Source organism: Streptomyces sp. H27-H5, assembly GCF_026627505.1.
In the GTDB taxonomy this organism is placed as follows: Bacteria; Actinomycetota; Actinomycetes; order Streptomycetales; family Streptomycetaceae; genus Streptomyces.
Genome location: NZ_JAPNLK010000042.1, coordinates 61659 through 78934, shown reverse-complemented (window position 1 = coordinate 78934; position 17276 = coordinate 61659). Strand labels below are relative to the sequence as shown.

The 17276-nt window shown below is 72.6% G+C and carries 16 protein-coding genes; 6 read left to right on the top strand and 10 right to left on the bottom strand.

All coding sequences use genetic code 11. From position 1 onward, the window contains the following. Window positions 1-251 precede the first annotated feature (251 nt). From OTB19_RS21480 to OTB19_RS21470, 3 genes are all read left to right on the top strand, one after another. The gene (locus OTB19_RS21480; RefSeq protein WP_267799976.1) at window positions 252-1259 is read left to right on the top strand and encodes a hypothetical protein; all 1008 of its coding nucleotides are present in this window, start codon (window positions 252-254) and stop codon (window positions 1257-1259) included. After that, window positions 1256-1921, top strand: a complete 666-nt coding sequence (locus OTB19_RS21475; RefSeq protein ID WP_267799975.1) for a hypothetical protein — start codon at window positions 1256-1258, stop codon at window positions 1919-1921. The genes OTB19_RS21480 and OTB19_RS21475 overlap by 4 nt, the downstream gene beginning before the upstream one ends. A gap of 170 nt (window positions 1922-2091) precedes the next feature. Then, the gene (locus OTB19_RS21470; protein ID WP_267799974.1) at window positions 2092-2517 is read left to right on the top strand and encodes a VOC family protein; all 426 of its coding nucleotides are present in this window, start codon (window positions 2092-2094) and stop codon (window positions 2515-2517) included. 45 nt (window positions 2518-2562) lie between these two features. Here the strand turns inward: OTB19_RS21470 and OTB19_RS21465 are convergent, their stop codons facing one another. Both OTB19_RS21465 and OTB19_RS21460 read right to left on the bottom strand, forming a co-directional pair. Then, the gene (locus tag OTB19_RS21465; RefSeq protein ID WP_267799973.1) at window positions 2563-3315 is read right to left on the bottom strand and encodes an N-acetyltransferase; all 753 of its coding nucleotides are present in this window, start codon (window positions 3313-3315) and stop codon (window positions 2563-2565) included. A gap of 53 nt (window positions 3316-3368) precedes the next feature. After that, on the bottom strand, window positions 3369-4802 hold the full coding sequence (locus OTB19_RS21460) for a PLP-dependent aminotransferase family protein (RefSeq protein ID WP_267799972.1): 1434 nt from the start codon (window positions 4800-4802) through the stop codon (window positions 3369-3371). Between OTB19_RS21460 and OTB19_RS21455 the strand changes: the two genes are divergently transcribed. Next, window positions 4801-5706 (top strand): DMT family transporter, encoded by a 906-nt coding sequence (locus tag OTB19_RS21455; protein ID WP_267799971.1) that lies wholly within the window; start codon window positions 4801-4803, stop codon window positions 5704-5706. The two genes, OTB19_RS21460 and OTB19_RS21455, sit on opposite strands and share 2 nt — an antisense overlap. A gap of 59 nt (window positions 5707-5765) precedes the next feature. After that, complete coding sequence (locus tag OTB19_RS21450; RefSeq protein WP_267799970.1) at window positions 5766-5963, top strand: DUF1918 domain-containing protein; 198 nt, start codon at window positions 5766-5768, stop codon at window positions 5961-5963. 40 nt (window positions 5964-6003) lie between these two features. Here the strand turns inward: OTB19_RS21450 and OTB19_RS21445 are convergent, their stop codons facing one another. Next, window positions 6004-7263: a glycoside hydrolase family 10 protein gene (locus OTB19_RS21445; RefSeq protein WP_267799969.1), complete on the bottom strand. Its 1260-nt coding sequence runs from the start codon at window positions 7261-7263 to the stop codon at window positions 6004-6006. 155 nt (window positions 7264-7418) lie between these two features. Here OTB19_RS21445 and OTB19_RS21440 point away from each other — a divergent pair, with 155 nt between their 5' ends. Beyond that, on the top strand, window positions 7419-8321 hold the full coding sequence (locus OTB19_RS21440) for a 3-hydroxybutyryl-CoA dehydrogenase (protein WP_266972306.1): 903 nt from the start codon (window positions 7419-7421) through the stop codon (window positions 8319-8321). 15 nt (window positions 8322-8336) lie between these two features. Here OTB19_RS21440 and OTB19_RS21435 read toward each other — a convergent pair whose 3' ends face one another. From OTB19_RS21435 to rplT, 7 genes are all read right to left on the bottom strand, one after another. Continuing rightward, window positions 8337-8858: an NUDIX hydrolase gene (locus OTB19_RS21435; RefSeq protein ID WP_420716881.1), complete on the bottom strand. Its 522-nt coding sequence runs from the start codon at window positions 8856-8858 to the stop codon at window positions 8337-8339. A gap of 61 nt (window positions 8859-8919) precedes the next feature. Continuing rightward, a complete protein-coding gene (locus OTB19_RS21430) occupies window positions 8920-10257 on the bottom strand; it encodes a transcriptional regulator (protein ID WP_267799967.1) in 1338 nt (445 codons plus the stop codon). A gap of 440 nt (window positions 10258-10697) precedes the next feature. Beyond that, entirely contained in the window at window positions 10698-13226 is a 2529-nt protein-coding gene (gene pheT, locus OTB19_RS21425) for a phenylalanine--tRNA ligase subunit beta (protein WP_267799966.1), read from the bottom strand. Then, a complete protein-coding gene (gene pheS, locus OTB19_RS21420; RefSeq protein WP_053681918.1) occupies window positions 13226-14353 on the bottom strand; it encodes a phenylalanine--tRNA ligase subunit alpha in 1128 nt (375 codons plus the stop codon). Before pheS ends, pheT begins: the two co-directional genes overlap by 1 nt. 164 nt (window positions 14354-14517) lie before the next feature. Then, window positions 14518-15735, bottom strand: a complete 1218-nt coding sequence (locus OTB19_RS21415) for a sensor histidine kinase (RefSeq protein WP_267799965.1) — start codon at window positions 15733-15735, stop codon at window positions 14518-14520. A gap of 56 nt (window positions 15736-15791) precedes the next feature. Next, complete coding sequence (locus tag OTB19_RS21410) at window positions 15792-16649, bottom strand: TrmH family RNA methyltransferase (protein ID WP_267799964.1); 858 nt, start codon at window positions 16647-16649, stop codon at window positions 15792-15794. Between the two features lie 198 nt (window positions 16650-16847). Beyond that, on the bottom strand, window positions 16848-17234 hold the full coding sequence (gene rplT, locus OTB19_RS21405; protein WP_007263143.1) for a 50S ribosomal protein L20: 387 nt from the start codon (window positions 17232-17234) through the stop codon (window positions 16848-16850). Window positions 17235-17276: the final 42 nt, after the last annotated feature.

Here is a 17276-nt window from a genome sequence, read left to right as displayed (position 1 = left end):
GCACCCCCGAGGACGCACTCGACACCGCCTGCCACCTCCACCTCACCGGTCTCGACACCTGACACGGGCAAGCGCACGCCAAGCCCGACGTCAACCCCCGAAGGATTTACGACGCAGACCACTTAGCGCTCTAGTTGGCCCTTTAGCGTCGTAGTTGGCCCCTGAGCGGTTGCAGCTGGCCCGCGCCTACCCTGCTCGGGTGCACACTCCCCCGGATCTTGAGCGGCCTGATCTGGCGTTAGCCTCAGCGGATGATTCCTGAGCCGCCACCGAAGGTCATCACGCGTCACCGCGACGGGCGGATCCACGCCTACGTCGTGGGCGCCGGCGTCTACGGGCCGCTGGAGCCCGCAGCGGTGCTCCAGCCGCGGGATGGCGATGAGGTCGTAGCGTCGGTGGTCCGGCAGGATCTGAGTCGGGTCGTGTACACGACGCTGAACCGAGTCGTCTGCCTCTCGCGTGCGGGCGACCTCATGTGGGCGTCGGACTTCGAGCCGCACTCTGACGTACGCCATGGCCACCAGCCTGGCTGTGCGCTGTCTCTGGACGGCCGGACGGTGTGGGTTTACCGGCCGGACGCGATGGCGGGACGCGGGGGCGGGGACCAGTGGGTGGTGCACGACGCCGATAGTGGTGTGGTTCTCGCCCGCCGGGAGCTGGAGACGGTCGGGCACGGCGCCTTCCACCACGTGCATCCCATGGACGGCAGCGTCTACCTCGACATCGGTGAGGGCCAGGACGGCTCCGCCATTCTCCGGGGTACGAGCGGGTCGGAGAGCGAGCCGGAGTTCGTGACGTACCCGTGGTCGGACCGCTGCCTGATTGACCTGGCGCCGTCCGGGCAGCAGTTCATGACCGTAGACCACGGGCAGGCAGACGTCGCCTTCCACGACCACCCCAATGGGGACGTGCTCTTCACCCTCCCCGTCGAAGCCTTCGGGTACGAACCGGAGGAGTCGTTCGTGGAATGGAGCGGCGGCTACCTGACCGAGTACACGGCAATCGTCACCCTGGGCGGTGAGAGTCATGACGAGGAGGAGTGGTTCCGCTACCACCTGGTCGACGTACGCACGGGCACGCTCAGCGGCGAATTCACCGTCGAGGTGAGCAACCCATACGAGCTGGTGCCCCTGGGCGACGGTTCCTGGCTCACCGACGGCCCCGGCGGCGGCCCCATCCGTTGGTCCCGCGCCCCGCAGCCATCCGCACCACCGCGCCCGGCCACATCAACCTCTCCCTGCGAGGGGCAGAAGCAGTGACGGCGGACACCCGGGTGCCACTGATCCCTCAGGCGCCTGAAGGCCTGAGCCGACGAGCTCGCTACTTCGTCGAGGGGCACGGGCTCCGTGTTCCCCGCCGCGACCTCACGCTCTGTCGGAAGGTATGGCTCGAACACGGGATACCACCTGCGGAGATCGACCGGGCCGTGGCCTTCCAAGAGCGCTGGGGCGGCATCGCTCTGCCCCCTGCCCCCGCATACGAGGGCGGCCCGCGGGTTCTGGAAGCCGGTGCGCCCGAAGGCTCGGCCGTGGGCGGATGGCGGTTCTCGGCCGGCGGCTGTCGCGTCTCGATGGCCCACGGGTTCATGATCGGGCCGGAAGGCGAGTTCGGGATCGACGCCGACCGCTGGACACCGCTGCACGCCAGCACAGAGGGGTGGGTGGAAGCCCTGGCTCTGGCCGACCATGCGGGCTACTGGGCCAAGACCATCACGAAGATCAAGGGTGGCGCCGTCGAGAAGCTGGACCTCGACGGATTTGAGCCGGTACCTGAAGTCCAGGGCCTTGCTGACACCTGGTGGCGGGGCAAGGACTCCCTGATCGCCGTCTACCGCGGCGAAGCCTCCGGCTTTGACGCCCCCCACTGCCTCAGGGCCCATATCTACGCCGGACTCAATGCATGGGGCCTCGGCGGCACCTGACCCCCGAAGGCCAAGCTCGTCGGTCCCGCCACTGAGCGTTCGGTTGGCCGTAGGGGCCAAGTAGAGCGCTCAGTCACAACCGCTCGCACGGCACCACCGCGCCGCCCGCATCGCGGCCCGCGCAGGTGTCGCCGGTCCGTTTCGGTCGCGGGGCGCGGCAGAGTGGGGTCATGAACGCAGACGACAGGAACATTCTGGCCCGGGGGCACGTCGCGACCCGACTGCCCGCCCAGGACCTGGAGCGGGCGAGGCGTTTCTACGCCGAGCAGCTCGGCCTGGAGCCCGTGGACGAGCGGCCGGGCGGGCTGTTGTACCGGTGCGGGGGCACGGAGTTCGTCCTGTTCAAGTCCACGGGGGCGTCGCCCGGCACGTTCACCCAGATGGGCTGGGCGGTCGACGACCTGACGTCGGTCGTGTCGGAGCTGCGGCGGCGCGGGGTGCGCTTCGAGGATGTCGACGCGCCCGGGTTCCACACCGAGGACGGGATCGCCGAAATCGAGGGGAACTACCCGAGCAAGGGGGCGCGGGGGGAGCGCGCCGCCTGGTTCCGCGACAGCGAGGGGAACCTGGTGGGGATCGGCGAGCCGACCCTCTGACCGACCCGCCGAGGCCGGGTCCGGCGCGGCCTCGACCCGCTCGGCTCAGCCGAGCGGGTGCCGCACCCACACGTTCGGTTCCACGTACACCGCGTACCCGTGCTCCGCCTCGCACCGGACGGGGGCGAGCGCACCGGGGACCCGTACCGGGCCGGTCGCGTCGAAGGGCAGCCCGGTCCACTCCCGCCAGTCGGCCAGGGACCCGCCGATCGTCATGGACAGCGGGGCCACGGAGTCGATGACGGCCCCCGCGCGCACGTGGACCCGCAGCCACGGGTCGTGGGGCAGCCCGTCCGCGCGGGTGCGGTACGCGTACTCCTCCATCGGGGTGTCCGGCTCGGCGTGCTTGCCGTTCGGCCGTACGGGAGCCACGACCTCGGCGAAGCCGCGGGCGCGGGCGTTGTCCCGCATGGCCGCGAGCATCCGGCCGGACAGCCCCTCGCCCTGCCGGTCGGCGGCGACGGTGATCTCGATGGCGCTGACCGTGTCGGGCGCGGCACCGCGCCGCAGGTCGGAGAAGGCCCACAGCAGGACCTGGTCCCAGCCGCGGGCGGGCAGCACGCCGGCGCCGCGGCCTTCCGCGTGCAGGGCGAAGGGGAGGCTGAACGCCCTGGCGATCACCGCGTCGCCGTCCGTGGCGACGAGCACGTGGTCGGGGAACTCGGCCACCATGCGCGGGTACAGCAACCAGGCCAGCGAGTCGTGACCGGCGAACGGGGGCCACGGGTCCTTCATGTCCCAGAGCCGGGCGGCCAGTTCGGGACGTCGGGCCAGGGTGGTGATCTCGATGCCGGTCATGGGCGCAGGCTAGGCCGGGCGCGGCCGCCCCTCAACCGAATTGCGGAGCGGCGTCACGCGTGGGGGCCGAGGCCGGATCGCAGCCGTTGGGCGGCCTCGGTCAGCTCCCCCGCGCCGGCGACGCCGGCGAAGCTGAGCCGTACGTAGGGCCCCGGCGGTTCCGCGCCGAAGTAGGGGCGGCCCGGCGCGACCGCGACCCCGGCGCGGAGGGCCGACGCGACGAAGGCGGCCTCGTCCGCGCCGTCCGCGAGCCGGAGCCACAACTGGTATCCACCGGAGGGCGGTTGGGGGAGGGTCAGGGCGGGCAGTTCCCGGCGCAGGGCGCCCGCGAGGACGTCCCGACGGTGCCGCAGCTCGGCGGCGACGGCCCGCAGGTGTCGGGGCCAGGCGGGCGCGCCGACCAGTTCGAGGGCGGCCTCCTGGAGCGGGCGCGAGACGAAGAAGCTGTCGACGACCTGGATGGCGCGCAGCCGGTCGAGGACCGGGCCCCGGGCGGCCAGCGCCCCCACGCGCAGGCTGGGCGAGGTCGCCTTGGTCAGCGACCGGACGTGGACGACGACCCCGTCGGCGTCGTCGGCGGCGAGGGTGGCGGGCAGCGGGTCGGCGTCCTCGTGGGCCAGGTTTCGCGCGTAGTCGTCCTCGACCACGAAGGCCCCGGCCGCGCGGGCGATCCGTACGACCTCCGCGCGGCGCGCGGCCGCCAGGACGGCGCCGGTCGGGTTCTGGAACAGCGGCTGGCAGACGAAGACGCGGGCGCCCGTCGCCTCGAAGGCGGCCGCCAGCAACTCCGGGCGGACCCCCTCGGCGTCGACGGGGACCGGCACGGGGCGGCAGCCGGAGGCGCGGGCGATGGCGAGGAGTCCGGGGTAGGTGGGCGACTCCACCAGGATCGGCGCGCCGGGCGGGGCCAGCGCCCGCAGCGCGGTGGTCAGGGCGCTCTGCCCGCCCGCGGTGACCAGCACGTCGGCCGCCGACACCGCGCCGCCGATCTCGCGGGCGAACCAGTCGCGCAGCTCGGGCAGCCCCTCCACCGGGGGCCTGCTCCACGCGCCGGGCCGGCGGCCGGCGCGGGCGAGGGCGGCCGCCATGGCCCGCTCGGGCTGGAGCGAGGGGTGCAGGTAGCCGCTGTTGAGCTCGATCACCCCGGACGGCGGGGCGGCCAGCGAGACGAGCACCCCGGAGGCGTCCACGGACCGCGGGACCACGTCGCCGGCACCCTCCCCGCTGAGGGTGACCTCCTGCCAGGAGGTGTCCCCGGACGCCGGTTCCGCCGAGCGCGGTCGGGCCCGGAAGACCCCGGCGCCGGGGCGGGTGACGACCAGCCCCTCGGCCGCGAGCAGGGCGAGGGCGCGCGACACGGTGACCGGGCTGACCCGGTAGTGCTCCACCAGGGCCCGACTCGACGGCAGCTTTCCACCCACCGAGTAGCGGTTGAGTTCCGACTTGAGGGATTCGGCCAGCTCCGCCGCACTGCTACGCTCGTACATGACAGCACAGAATAGCGCTACTCGCCCGACCTCGATAGCAGTTCAAGGAAAGGCCGGTAGCGGATCCGCTCTCGCCGGCCTCGGGGTCGTCGCCTTCTCGCTGACCTTTCCCGCCACCGCGTGGGGCCTGGAGAGCTTCGGCCCCTGGTCCCTCGTCGCCGTGCGCAGCGTCCTCGCCGCGATGATCGCGGGCGCCTTCCTGCTGGCCCGCCGGGCGCCGCTGCCCGCCCGCGCGCACTGGGCGGGGCTCGCTGTCGTCGCCGCGGGGGTCGTCGTCGGCTTCCCCCTGCTCACCACCCTCGCGCTCCAGACCTCCACCACCTCGCACGCCGCCGTCGTGGTCGGCCTGCTCCCGCTGACCACCGCCGTGGTGTCCTCGCTGCGCACGGGGGCCCGGCCGTCGAGGCGGTTCTGGGCCGCGGCCGTCGCCGGGGCGGTGATCGTGCTCGGCTTCACCCTGGGCCAGAGCGGCGGCTCCCTCTCGGCCGGCGACGGCTACCTCTTCGGGGCGCTGCTCGTGTGCGCCGCCGGCTACACCGAGGGCGGGCGGCTCGCCCGCCTGCTGCCGGGCTGGCAGGTGATCGGCTGGGCGTTGGTGCTGTGTCTGCCGCTCAGCCTCGCCGGTTCCGTGCTCGGCCTGGCGTACGAGCCGGCGCACCTGACCGCGCACGGGGTGATCGGGCTGGTCTGGGTGGCGGCCGGCTCGACCTTCCTGGGGCTGTACGTCTGGTACCGGGGCATGGCCGAGATCGGCGCGGCCCGGGCCAGCCAGCTCCAGCTCGCGCAGCCCCTGCTGACGCTGGTCTGGTCGGTGGCGCTGCTCGGCGAGCACATGTCCCCGGCCGCACCGGTGGCGGCCGGTGCGGTTCTCGTTTGCATCGCGGTGACACAGCGGGTCAAATAGTGCGGGAACGACCTAAACTGCTAGCACCGGATCAGACCGCCTTGTGAGGGAGGCCGGCTATGCGCGCGACCGAGGGCGACCAGTTGGTGCAGCACGGCAGGATCGTGGGCCAGCACGACAAGGTGGGTGAGATCACCCAGGTCCTGGGAGAGAACGGAACCCCTCCCTACCGGGTCCGCTTCCAGGACGGGCACGAGGCCGTGATGTCCCCGGGCCCCGACTGCGTCGTCAAGCACCCGCCCGAGTCCACCCAGTGACCCCGCTCCACACCCGGCGCACGGCCCGGCGCCGTCCGTTTCAACGCGGCGGCACGCGCGTCGGATAGTGATCGGCCACCACCCTGGCCATCGCCCCATTGGGGTCCGCGACCACCTGCTTCGCCGAGAAGTAGCAGTGGCCGCGGACCTGCGCGTGGTCCCGGGCGAAGCGGACGTGGCGCGACAGCTCCCCCGGGTCGCGCCACGCGGCGGTGGGGCTCGCGGCGTCGCAGCGGTAGAGCGCCTCCCCCACGTACAGGTCCACGCCCGTGCCCTCGACCGTGCGCGCCCACCACGGCACGAGCGAGGCGTAGTCGGCGGTGGGGTGGCCGATCTGCCAGTAGACCTGCGGCGCGATGTAGTCGATCCAGCGCTCCTTGACCCACTTGCGGGTGTCCGCGTACAGGTCGTCGTACGTGCCGATGCCCGCCCGGGTCGGGGAGCCGAGCGGGTCCGACTCCTCGTTGCGCCAGACCGCGAACGGGCTGATGCCGAACCTCGTCCCCGGGCGGACCGTGCGGAGCCGCTCGGACATCTCCCGCACCAGGGTGTCGGTGTTGTGCCGGCGCCAGTCGGCCCGGGAGGCGAAGGAGCCGCCGTACTCCTCGAAGGCCTCGTCGTCGTCGAAGTCCACGCCGTCCACGGGGTACGGGTAGAAGTAGTCGTCCCAGTGCACCGCGTCCACCGGGTAGCGGGCGACCGCGTCGAGCATGGCCCGCTGTACGAAGGCCCGCACCTCGGGCAATCCCGGGTTGTAGTACAGCCTGCCGCCGTACGGGACCGTCCAGCCGGGGTTGCGGCGCGCCGGGTGCGCGGCTGCGAGCCGGGTCGGGTCGGTGTGGTTGGCCACCCGGTACGGGTTGAACCAGGCGTGCAGCTCCAGCCCCCGCGCATGGGCCTCGGCGACCGCCGTGCCCAGCGGGTCCCAGCCGGGGTCGACCCCCTGGGTCCCGGTCAGCCACTGGGACCACGGCTCCAGGGCGGACGGCCACATCGCGTCGGCGGTGGGCCGGACCTGGAGGACCACCGCGTTCAGCCGGCGCTCGACGGCGGTGTCGAGGAGCGCGAGGAGTTCCGCGCGCTGCGCGGCGGCGGAGAGCCCCGTCTCGGAGGGCCAGTCGACGTTCTGTACGGAGGCGATCCACATCCCCCGGAGCTCGGACGCGGACGCCCCGGTCGGCACCGGCCTTCGCTCCTCCGGTCGTGTCCTGCCCGCCGCGCCGGCGGGTCCCGCCCCCGTGGCCGAGGCCAGCAGCCCCGCGCCCGCCGCCAGCAGTCCCCGCCGCCCGATGTACGTCATGTGACGACTCCGTTCCGTTCCGTGACAATGCGTTGCGTGCGCCCAGCATGCCCGCCCCGGCCCGCCGGCCGGGGCAAGGTCGGGGGTAACGTCGGGGGGCGTGGCGGGCGCCGGAACGCAGTTACCACTGCGCCAGTACGGGGGACCCGCGATGGATGAGCAGCGAAAGGCACGATGTGACGGACCTCTCTACCCTCCCGACCGACATCGCACGCGTCGGCGTGGTGGGCTGTGGCCAGATGGGCGCGGGCATCGCGGAGGTGTGCGCCCGCAGCGGTCTTGAGGTGATGGTCGCCGAGACCACCGGCGAGGCCCTGGAGATCGGGCGCACCCGGCTGCACAACTCCCTGATGAAGGCCGCCGAACGCGGCAAGATCAGCGAGGAGGAGCGGGACGCCACCCTGGCCCGCCTCACCTTCACCACCGACCTCGGCGAGTTCGCCGACCGCGACCTCGTCATCGAGGCCGTCGTCGAGAACGAGCAGGTCAAGACGGAGATCTTCCAGGTCCTCGACCAGGTGATCACCCGTCCGGACGCGATCCTCGCCTCCAACACCTCCTCGATCCCGCTGGTCAAGCTGGCCGTCGCCACCTCGCGGCCCGACCAGGTCATCGGCATCCACTTCTTCAACCCGGCCCCGGTGCAGCAGCTCGTCGAGCTGATCCCGGCGCTGACCACGGGCGAGGAGACCATCAAGCGGGCCGAGGCCCTGGTGCGGGACGTGCTGGGCAAGCACGCGATCCGCGCCCAGGACCGATCCGGCTTCGTGGTCAACGCGCTGCTCATCCCGTACCTGCTGTCGGCGATCCGGATGTTCGAGTCCGGCATCGCGAGCCGCGAGGACATCGACAACGGCATGGAGCTGGGCTGCGCCCACCCGATGGGTCCGCTGAAGCTCGCGGACCTGATCGGCCTGGACACGGTGGCCTCGGTGGCGGACTCGATGTACGCGGAGTTCAAGGAGCCGCTGTACGCCGCTCCCCCGCTGCTCCAGCGCATGGTCGACGCGGGCCGCCTCGGCCGCAAGACGGGCTCGGGCTTCTACCCGTACGCCTGATCGTCCGGAGACGGCCTAGCCCAGCCGCAGGTGATGCAGGAGCAGCAACCCGGCCGCCATGTTGGCGGCCGGGATCTCGCCGCGCGCGATCATGTCCGGCACCAGCTTGAGCGGGACCCACTCGCGGCGCGAGGACTCGAAGTCGTCTTCGGGGTGGCCGATGTACGTGGCCCTGTCCGCCCAGTAGAGGTGGTGGCGGGCGTCGGTCAGCCCGTTGGAGGGCTCCACGGTCATCAGGTGGTGGAGCGGGCCGGGCCGCCAGCCCGACTCCTCCTCCATCTCGCGGGCGGCGGCGACGGCGATGTCCTCGCCGTCCTCGACCACGCCGGCGGGCAGTTCCCAACCCCAGCTGTCGGTGATGAAACGGTGCCGCCACAGCAGCAGCACCTCGTTGGCCGCGTTGACGGCCGTGGCGACCGCCACCGGGCGCAGCCGGATCACGAAGTGGTCCAGGTGCCGGCCGTCGGGGAGTTCCACATCCGCGAGGTTCACATCGAACCAGCGGTTCTTGTACACGGTCTGCTCGCTCAGGTTCATCCACTGCACGGTTGTGCCACCTTCCGAATCGTCGGTGGCAACATGGCAGCAGTTCGACCCCTTACAGGGGAACGCGCAGCGCCCCGTCGATGAGCCGGGCGGTCTCCTCCGCGCTGGCACAACCGCTGGTCAGGAGCCTCTCCCTGACCGCACGCAGCCGATCCCGCAGCCGTTGCGACTCCATGCCCTGGGCCCGCTCGGCCATCTCCACCGCGGCCGGCACCGCCCGGTCCGGCTCCCCCTGCCGCAACTGCACCTCGCACAGGATCGCCAGCCGGTGGACCCGGCCGCGGTCGTGCGCGGGCGTCCCGACGGCGGCCTCCGCCTGGGTGTGCGCGGCCTCCAGGTCGCCGAGGGCGAGCAGCGCCTCCGCCACCTGTACGTTGACCAGCCCGGGCTGCACGTACCCGGTCTCCGCCGGCTCGGTACCGGGTCGGATGCGCTCGGCGTCCGCCTCCGCCTGCCGGATGCACGCCAACGCGGCCGCCCCGTCGCCGAGTCGGGCGTACGCCTTGGCCTGCATCGCGTGCAGATCGGCGGCCAGCGCCGGGGTCGTGTGCCGGCCCGCGGCCCGCAGCGCCGCCTCGGCGAACGCCACAGCCTGCCGGTGGTCCCCCAGGTACAGCGACTGGTTGACGAGCAGCGCGATCACGTACGCCCCCAACCCCCGGTCGCCGCTGGCCTTCGCCATCCGCAGGGCCTGGTGGAAGTACCGCTGGGCCGCCCCGTGGGCGTCGGAGTCGTACGCGCAGATGCCCGCGACCGCCACCAAAGAGCCGGTGGCCCGGTGCAGTTGCCGGCCGAGCGCGTCGGGGTAGCTCCCGCGCAGCATGGGCGCCGTCTCGTTGCCCAGGAAGCGGACGATCCGCGCCCGGGTGGCCATCCCGCCGGCCCTGCGGTACATCAACTCGTAGTGCGCGCGGGCGGCCCTGAGGACCTCGATGTGCTCGGGCCCGATCCGCAACGGGCCGTCGCGGGAGACGTCGCAGTCCTCGGGCGGGTTCTCCCACTCCCAGACCGGCATGACGGCCGACGTGCCGGTGACCGCCTCGTCGGACCGCAGCGGGGACCGGCCCTGTTCGTCGGAGCGCCACAGGGCGGCGGCCCGGTCCACGAACCCGTTCAGCGGGGTGGCGTGGGGCGCGGGCCGGCCGGTCGCACCGAGCCCGGCGTCGTCGAGCGTGACGGGCCTGCGCAGCCGCCCGCCGAGGACCTCGCAGATCAGCACGGGCACCTGGCCGCGCGGTCGCTGCCCCTTCAACCAGCGGGAGACCGCGGTGTGTTCGTAGCGCAGGGCGAGTCCGAGGCCGCGACCCGCCTGGTTGACGTGCGCGGCGAGTCCGGCGTGGGACATGCCCGCCTCCGCGAGGAGGGCGTCGAGCAGGGCATTGGGCTGCATGGGGCCCTCCAAGGGCTCGTCCGCATCAGGCTAATGGGTGCGAGGTTCACACGGGGTGTGAAACGAGTACGCGCATAAATGCGATACGCACCCTGCCGCGAAGGTGTCCCGGAGCGCTTCACTTAAGGGCCTCGTGAAGAGGCCGCTCGGGTCGTCGGCTCCCCCTCGTACAGTGCGACGACCCGGCACCGCGCCGCCCGTTCTGCTGTCTGCCCGACACTCCACGGCAGGACGGGCGGCGCGCCACGGTTCCGCCGGCGCCCGGTTGGTCGCCGGGGGCCGGCCGGAACCGGGCCGAACGCGCACCGGGCCCATCCACCGGGTCCGGTGCGTGCGGCCGGCGCACCCGACACCGCGCTTCCACCCCCAGCGCCGAACGACCGAGGGGCGCGTCCGGTGATCCGGACGCGCCCCTCGGCAGGCCTGTGTCGGCGGTGCGGTCACACGCCCCGCAGCACCGCGCCCGTCCGCTCGCCGGCCAGGGCCACCGCCGCGTCGCGCGCGGCCGTGGACTCCTCGGCCGTCAGCGTGCGGTCGGTCGCCCGGAAGCGCAGCGCGTACGCGAGGGACTTCTTGCCCTCGCCCACCTGCTCACCGGTGAACACGTCGAACAGCCGCAGGGACTCCAGCAGTTCGCCCGCGCCGCTGCGCAGCGCATCCTCGACCGCCGCGGCGGCCACCGAGGCGTCCACGATCAGCGCCACGTCCTGGGTCGCCACCGGGAAGGAGGAGATCCGGGGCGCCCGGAGGGCCTCGCCGCCGGCCGCCGCGAGGCGGTCCAGGTCGAGCTCCATGGCGCTGGTCCGGGCCGGCAGGCCCATCGCCTTGACCACGCGCGGGTGCAGCTCACCGGCGTGACCGATCACTGTCTCCACCCCGTCGAGGGTGACGAGCAGTTCGGCGCACCGACCCGGGTGCCAGGGGCCGTACTGGCCCTGGCGCACGGTGAGTTCGGCGCCCGCCTCGACGGCCAGCGAGCGCGCCGCCTGGACGGCGTCGGCCCAACCGGCCGGGTGTCCCTTGCCCCACCAGCCGGCCTGCTCGCGCGCTCCGGCCAGCACGACCGCGGCGTACCGCGGCTGGGCCGGCAGGGCGGCGTCGAGGGTGGCGATCTCCTCGTCCGTGGGACGCCGGTCGACGGGCAGTCGTACGGCGACACCCGGCTGCGGGCCGGCGAGGAAGACCGAACCGGTCTCGAACAGCGCCAGGTCGTGGCTGCCCCGGCTGTCGTTGCGCCGCAGCGCGTTCAGCAGCCCCGGCAGCAGCGTGGTGCGCAGCGCCGGCTCCTCGTCGGAGATCGGGTTGACGAGCTTGACGACGCGGCGGGCGGCGTCGTCCGCGGCCAGCTGGAGCTGGTCGAAGACGCCCTCGCCCAGGAACGGGTAGCTGAGCGCCTCTACGTAGCCCGCGCCGGCCAGCGCACGGCCCACCCGGCGGTGCAGCTGCTGCCGGGCGGTCAGACCGCGACCGGAGGGCACCTGCGGCAGGGTCGACGGCAGGTTGCCGTAGCCCTCCAGCCGGATGACCTCTTCGGCGAGGTCGTTGGGCTCGGCGAGATCGGGGCGCCACGACGGGACGGTGACGACGAGCTCGTCCTGTCCGTAGACGTCGCAGCCGATCTCCTGGAGGCGGCGGACGACGGTCTCGCGGCCGTAGTCCATGCCCGCGACGCGGTCCGGGTGGTCGGCGCTCATGGCGATGGTGCGCGGGGCGCCCGGGGCGATGAGGTCGGTGACCCCGGCCTCGGCGGTACCGCCCGCGACCAGCACGAGCAGGTCCACGGTCCGCTGCGCGGCCGCGGCGGCGGCCTGCGGGTCCACGCCCCGCTCGAAGCGCTTGGAGGCCTCGGAGGACAGCTTGAGGCGGCGGGCCGTGCGCGAGATCGACACGGCGTCGAAGTGCGCCGCCTCGATGACCACGTCGGTGGTGCCCGTGACCCGGCCGGTCTCGGGGTCGGTGACGGAGTCGGCGATCTCGGTGTTGGCACCGCCCATGACACCCGCGAGCCCGATCGGGCCGCTGTTGTCGGTGATCACCAGGTCCTCGGCGTCGAGCGTGCGCTTGACCCCGTCGAGGGTGGTGAACTTCTCACCCTGCTCGGCACGGCGGACGCCGATGGCGCCGTCGATGCGCGAGCGGTCGTAGGCGTGCAACGGCTGACCGAGTTCGAGCATCACGTAGTTCGTGATGTCGACGGCGAGCGAGATCGGGCGCATGCCCGCCTTCTGCAGGCGGCGGCTGAGCCAGATCGGGGAGCGCGCCTCGGGGTCGAGACCGGTCACGGTGCGCGCGGTGAAGCGGTCGCAGCCGGCCGGGTCGTCGATCTTGACGAGGTAGCCGTACGAGTTCGGCGCGGGCACGTCGAGCAGCGCCGGGTCGCGCAGCGGCAGGCCATAGGCGGTGGCGGCCTCGCGGGCCACACCGCGCATCGACATGCAGTAGCCGCGGTCCGGGGTGATGTCGATGTCGAGGACCTCGTCGACGAGCTGGAGCAGCTCGATCGCGTCGGTGCCGACCTCGTGCTCGTGCGGCAGCACGATGATGCCGTGCGTGCCGTCGTCGCCCATGCCCAGCTCTTCGCCGGAGCAGATCATGCCGTGCGAGGTCTTGCCGTACGTCTTGCGCGAGGCGATCGCGAAGTCGCCGGGCAGCACCGCGCCGGGCAGCACCACGACGACCTTGTCGCCGACGGCGAAGTTCCGGGCGCCGCAGACGATCTCCTGCGGCTCGCCGGTGCCGTTGGCCTGACCGACGTCGACCGTGCAGAAGCGGATGGGCTTGCGGAAGCCCTCCAGCTCCTCGATGGTCAGGACCTGACCGACGACGAGGGGGCCCTTGAGCCCGGCGCCGAGCTGCTCGACGGTCTCGACCTCGAGGCCGGCGTCGACGAGCTTGGCGGCCACGTCGCGGCCGGTCTCACCTGCGGGGAGGTCTACGTACTCCCGCAGCCAGGAAAGCGGGACGCGCATCAGATCTCACTCCCGAACGGCCGGGTGAAACGGACGTCACCCTCGACCATGTCTCGCATGTCTTCCACGTTGTGACGGAACATCAGCATCCGCTCGATGCCGAATCCGAAGGCGAAGCCGCTGTACTTCTCCGGGTCCACACCACAGGCGACGAGCACCTTGGGGTTGACCATGCCGCAGCCGCCGAGCTCGATCCAGCCCTCGCTGGAGCAGGTGCGGCACGGGCGGTCGGGGTTGCCCACCGACGCGCCGCGACACACGTAGCACTGCATGTCCATCTCGGCGGACGGCTCGGTGAACGGGAAGAAGTGCGGGCGCAGGCGCGTGGTGGTGCCCTCGCCGAACAGCTCCTGGACCATGTGGTCCATGGTGCCCTTGAGGTCCGCCATGGTCAGGCCCTCGTCCACGGCGAGCAGCTCGACCTGGTGGAAGACGGGCGTGTGCGTCGCGTCGAGCTCGTCGGTGCGATACACCCGGCCCGGGCAGACGATGTAGACGGGGGGCTTGCGCTCCAGCAGCGAGCGCGCCTGCACCGGGGAGGTGTGGGTGCGCAGCACGACACCGGACTCGTCGCCCTCGGTGCCCTCGGGCCCCTGGACGAAGAAGGTGTCCTGCATCTGGCGCGCGGGGTGGTCGGGGGTGAAGTTGAGGGCGTCGAAGTTGAACCACTCCGCCTCGACCTCGGGCCCTTCCGCGACCTCGTACCCCATGGCCGTGAAGATGTCCGCGATGCGGTCCATCAGCGTGGTCAGGGGGTGCCGCGCGCCGGCCGGGATCCGGTCGTGGGGCAGCGTGACGTCCACGGCCTCCTCGACCAGCACCCGCTCGTCGCGCTCGGCCTCCAAAGCGACCGTGCGGGCCCCGAAGGCCTTGTTCACGGCGCCGCGGGCCTGCCCGACGCGCTTGCCCGCCTCGGCCTTGGCCTGGGGCGGCAGGGCGCCGATCTCGCGGTTGGCGAGCGCCAGGGGCGAGCGGTCGCCCATGTGCGCGGTCTTCGCCTCGCGAAGCTCGTCGAGGTCGCCGGCGGACGCGAAGGCGGCGAGCGCCTCGTCCCGCATGCGCTCGATCTCTTCCGGTTTCAGTGCCTCGACCTCGACAGGGTCGTACGACTTGTTCGGTGCCGACATCTCTTCCCGTACTTCCGATGGCTGGCTGGTGGATCCCCGCGCGACCCGCTCGACAGTCTCGACCGACCCGTTTCCACACAAGGACACAAAGGTGCCAAAGGTCGAGTCTAAAGGTCGCCGGGGGTGAAGGAGCCCGTCGGCCGCCTGGCGAGACCTCCGCAGGGCTACTGCGTGAGATAGGCCGGGGCGGCGACGGGCAGGATGAATCGGAACTCGGCGCCGCCGTCGGGACCGCGGCCGACCGTGATCGTCCCGCCGTGGGCCTCCACGATGCCCTTGACGATGTACAGGCCCAGTCCGGTGCCGCCGCGCTTGCTGCCGCGCCAGAAGCGGGTGAAGACGCGTCCCATCGACTCTTCGGGGATCCCGGGGCCTTCGTCGGTCACGGTGACGGCGGTTCCCTTCTCGGTCTTCCCCGCGGCGTTCGCGAAGGTGGTCGGCGACACGTCGATGGTGACGGTTCCCTCGCCGTGCCGCACCGCATTTTCGAGGAGGTTGCCGAGGATCTGGTCGATCTTGTCCGGGTCTGCCCAGAGATCGGGCAGGGGACGGCTGACGCGTACGAAGAACCGCTCGGGGGCCTGGCCGTTCGCGGTGAGCGCCTGGACGTGCCGGCCGACGGCGGTGGCGACGTCCACCGGCTGCCGGCGGACCTCCAGCCGACCGGAGTCGATCCGGGAGATGTCGAGGAGTTCGGCGATGAGGCGGGTGACGCGGTTCGCGTCGGCGTCGACGGTCTCCAGCATCAGCCGCTTCTGGTCGTCGGTGAACCGCTCCCACTTGGCGAGCAGGGTCGCCGTGAACCCCTTCACGGAGGTGAGCGGCGACCTCAGTTCGTGCGCGACGGTCGCGATCAGCTCGGCGTGGCTGCGTTCGGTGCGCCGCCTGGCCTCGGTTCCGCGCAGGGTGACCACCAGGCGGGTCAGCGGGCCGGTGGGGTGGGTGCGCACGTAGCGCGCGGAGACCAGGACCTCGCGCCCCCCGGGGAGGAGGAGGTTCCGCTCGGGCTGGCCGCGCCGGGTGGCCAGGCCTCCGTACGGGTCGGTCAGCGCCCACCAGCGGCGGCCTTCGAGGTCCTCCAGCGGCAGCGCGCGGTCGATCCGCGCCCCGATCGCCTCGCCCGCCGGGAGGGCGGTGATGCGGGCGGCGGCGGCGTTGAAGCAGATGACCCGGCCCGTGTGGTCGGCGACGACCAGCCCGTCGGGCAGGTCGTCGGGGTCGATCCCGAGACCGGCGAACTCCGACACGGGTGCCTGCCGGTCGGCGGCGCGGGCGGGCGTGGCCTGTGTGGGCACGCACCGGGCGGCCCGGGCGGGGACGGCCGGGGGCGGCGGTCCGGCCGCCTCGGCGGCCGCCGCCGTGCTGTTCGTACCGACGCTCATGTCCCCGTACCCCACATCTCCGAGTAGCGCAGTGGGCCCCCCGGGCCGCCACATTACTAGCTGGGGGTCACGGAGCGGCACCCTCCGGGCGCCCGCTGTGCACGCGCGGAGGCGTAGAGGCACACGGCGGCGGCCGTGGCGAGGTTCAGGCTCTCGGCCTTGCCGTGGATCGGGACGCGTACGACGGCGTCCGCCAGGGCCCTGGTCTCCTCCGGCAGGCCCCAGGCCTCGTTGCCGAACACCCAGGCCGAGGGACCACCCATGGTGCCGGCGTCGAGTTCGGCGTCGAGGTCGTCCTCGCCGGCGCCGTCGGCCGCGAGGATCCGCACGCCCGCCGCCCGCAGCCCTTGGACGGCCTGCTCCACCGGCACGCCGACCGCGACGGGGAGGTGGAAGAGGGAGCCGACCGAGGCCCGTACGGACTTCGGGTTGTACAGGTCCACGGAGGCGTCGGTCAGCACCACGGCGTCGGCTCCGGCGGCGTCCGCGCAGCGCAGCACGGTGCCGGCGTTCCCGGGGTCGCGGACGTGGGCGAGGACGGCGACGAGCTTCGGGCCGGCCTTGAGGATGTCCTCGAAGGGCGAGTCCAGGAAGTGGCAGACGCCGACGAGTCCCTGCGGGGTGACGGTCTGCGAGACCTCCGCGAGCACCTCGTCGTCGGCGTAGTGCACGCGTGCCCCGGCCAGGAGCGCGGCCTCGACGATGTCGGCGTAGCGTTCGGCCGCCTCGACGGTGGCGAACAGCTCGATCAGGGTCGACGCGCCTTCGGGGCCGCGGTGCTCGACGGCCTCGCGGACCGCCTGCGGGCCCTCGGCGATGAACCGGCGCTCCTTGGTGCGGAAGTTGCGCCGCGCCAGGCGCCTGGCGGCGGCCACCCGGGTGGATCGGGGGGAGATCAGCTCGGGGGTGCCCATGTGTCTGCGGTTCTCTCTCGGGGTCCGGGGCGTGGCTGCGCGGGTTCGCCGACGGACGGAGCCCGGCGGTCGCGGGAGCCAACGTGGTGGCGGGGTGCGAGGTCCCGCCCCGGCGGTGCGGGGCGAAAGCACACGGACCCGCAGGCGTGGAGCCTGCGGGTCCGTGGGTGCCGGTCGCGTGATGCGGCCGGCTACGCCTTAGGCAGCGGCCTTCGGGGCGTTGACGTCGGCCGGAAGCGCCTTCTGGGCGACCTCGACCAGCGCGGCGAACGCGTTGGCGTCGTTGACGGCCAGCTCCGCGAGGATCTTGCGGTCCACCTCGATGTTGGCGGCCTTCAGACCCTGGATGAGGCGGTTGTACGTCATGCCGTTCTGGCGGGCAGCGGCGTTGATGCGCTGGATCCACAGCTGACGGAAGTCGCCCTTGCGCTTCTTGCGGTCGTTGAAGTTGTAGACCAGCGAGTGGGTGACCTGCTCCTTGGCCTTGCGGTACAGGCGCGAACGCTGACCGCGGTAGCCGGAGGCCGCCTCGAGGATCGCCCGGCGCTTCTTGTGGGCGTTTACTGCCCGCTTGACGCGTGCCACTTTTTAACTCCTTGTAGCGGGGCCGTGGTTGTCTTCACACGG

Bases quoted from the DNA above. Each gene is read 5' to 3' on its own strand.
- OTB19_RS21480 (WP_267799976.1), top strand. From the start codon at position 252: ATGATTCCTGAGCCGCCACCGAAGGTCATCACGCGTCACCGCGACGGG.
- OTB19_RS21470 (WP_267799974.1), top strand. From the start codon at position 2,092: ATGAACGCAGACGACAGGAACATTCTGGCCCGGGGGCACGTCGCGACC.
- OTB19_RS21465 (WP_267799973.1), bottom strand. From the start codon at position 3,315: ATGACCGGCATCGAGATCACCACCCTGGCCCGACGTCCCGAACTGGCC.
- OTB19_RS21455 (WP_267799971.1), top strand. From the start codon at position 4,801: ATGACAGCACAGAATAGCGCTACTCGCCCGACCTCGATAGCAGTTCAA.
- OTB19_RS21460 (WP_267799972.1), bottom strand. From the start codon at position 4,802: ATGTACGAGCGTAGCAGTGCGGCGGAGCTGGCCGAATCCCTCAAGTCG.
- OTB19_RS21450 (WP_267799970.1), top strand. From the start codon at position 5,766: ATGCGCGCGACCGAGGGCGACCAGTTGGTGCAGCACGGCAGGATCGTG.
- OTB19_RS21445 (WP_267799969.1), bottom strand. From the start codon at position 7,263: ATGACGTACATCGGGCGGCGGGGACTGCTGGCGGCGGGCGCGGGGCTG.
- OTB19_RS21440 (WP_266972306.1), top strand. From the start codon at position 7,419: ATGAGCAGCGAAAGGCACGATGTGACGGACCTCTCTACCCTCCCGACC.
- OTB19_RS21435 (WP_420716881.1), bottom strand. From the start codon at position 8,858: ATGAACCTGAGCGAGCAGACCGTGTACAAGAACCGCTGGTTCGATGTG.
- OTB19_RS21430 (WP_267799967.1), bottom strand. From the start codon at position 10,257: ATGCAGCCCAATGCCCTGCTCGACGCCCTCCTCGCGGAGGCGGGCATG.
- pheT (WP_267799966.1), bottom strand. From the start codon at position 13,226: ATGCGCGTCCCGCTTTCCTGGCTGCGGGAGTACGTAGACCTCCCCGCA.
- pheS (WP_053681918.1), bottom strand. From the start codon at position 14,353: ATGTCGGCACCGAACAAGTCGTACGACCCTGTCGAGGTCGAGGCACTG.
- OTB19_RS21415 (WP_267799965.1), bottom strand. From the start codon at position 15,735: ATGAGCGTCGGTACGAACAGCACGGCGGCGGCCGCCGAGGCGGCCGGA.
- OTB19_RS21410 (WP_267799964.1), bottom strand. From the start codon at position 16,649: ATGGGCACCCCCGAGCTGATCTCCCCCCGATCCACCCGGGTGGCCGCC.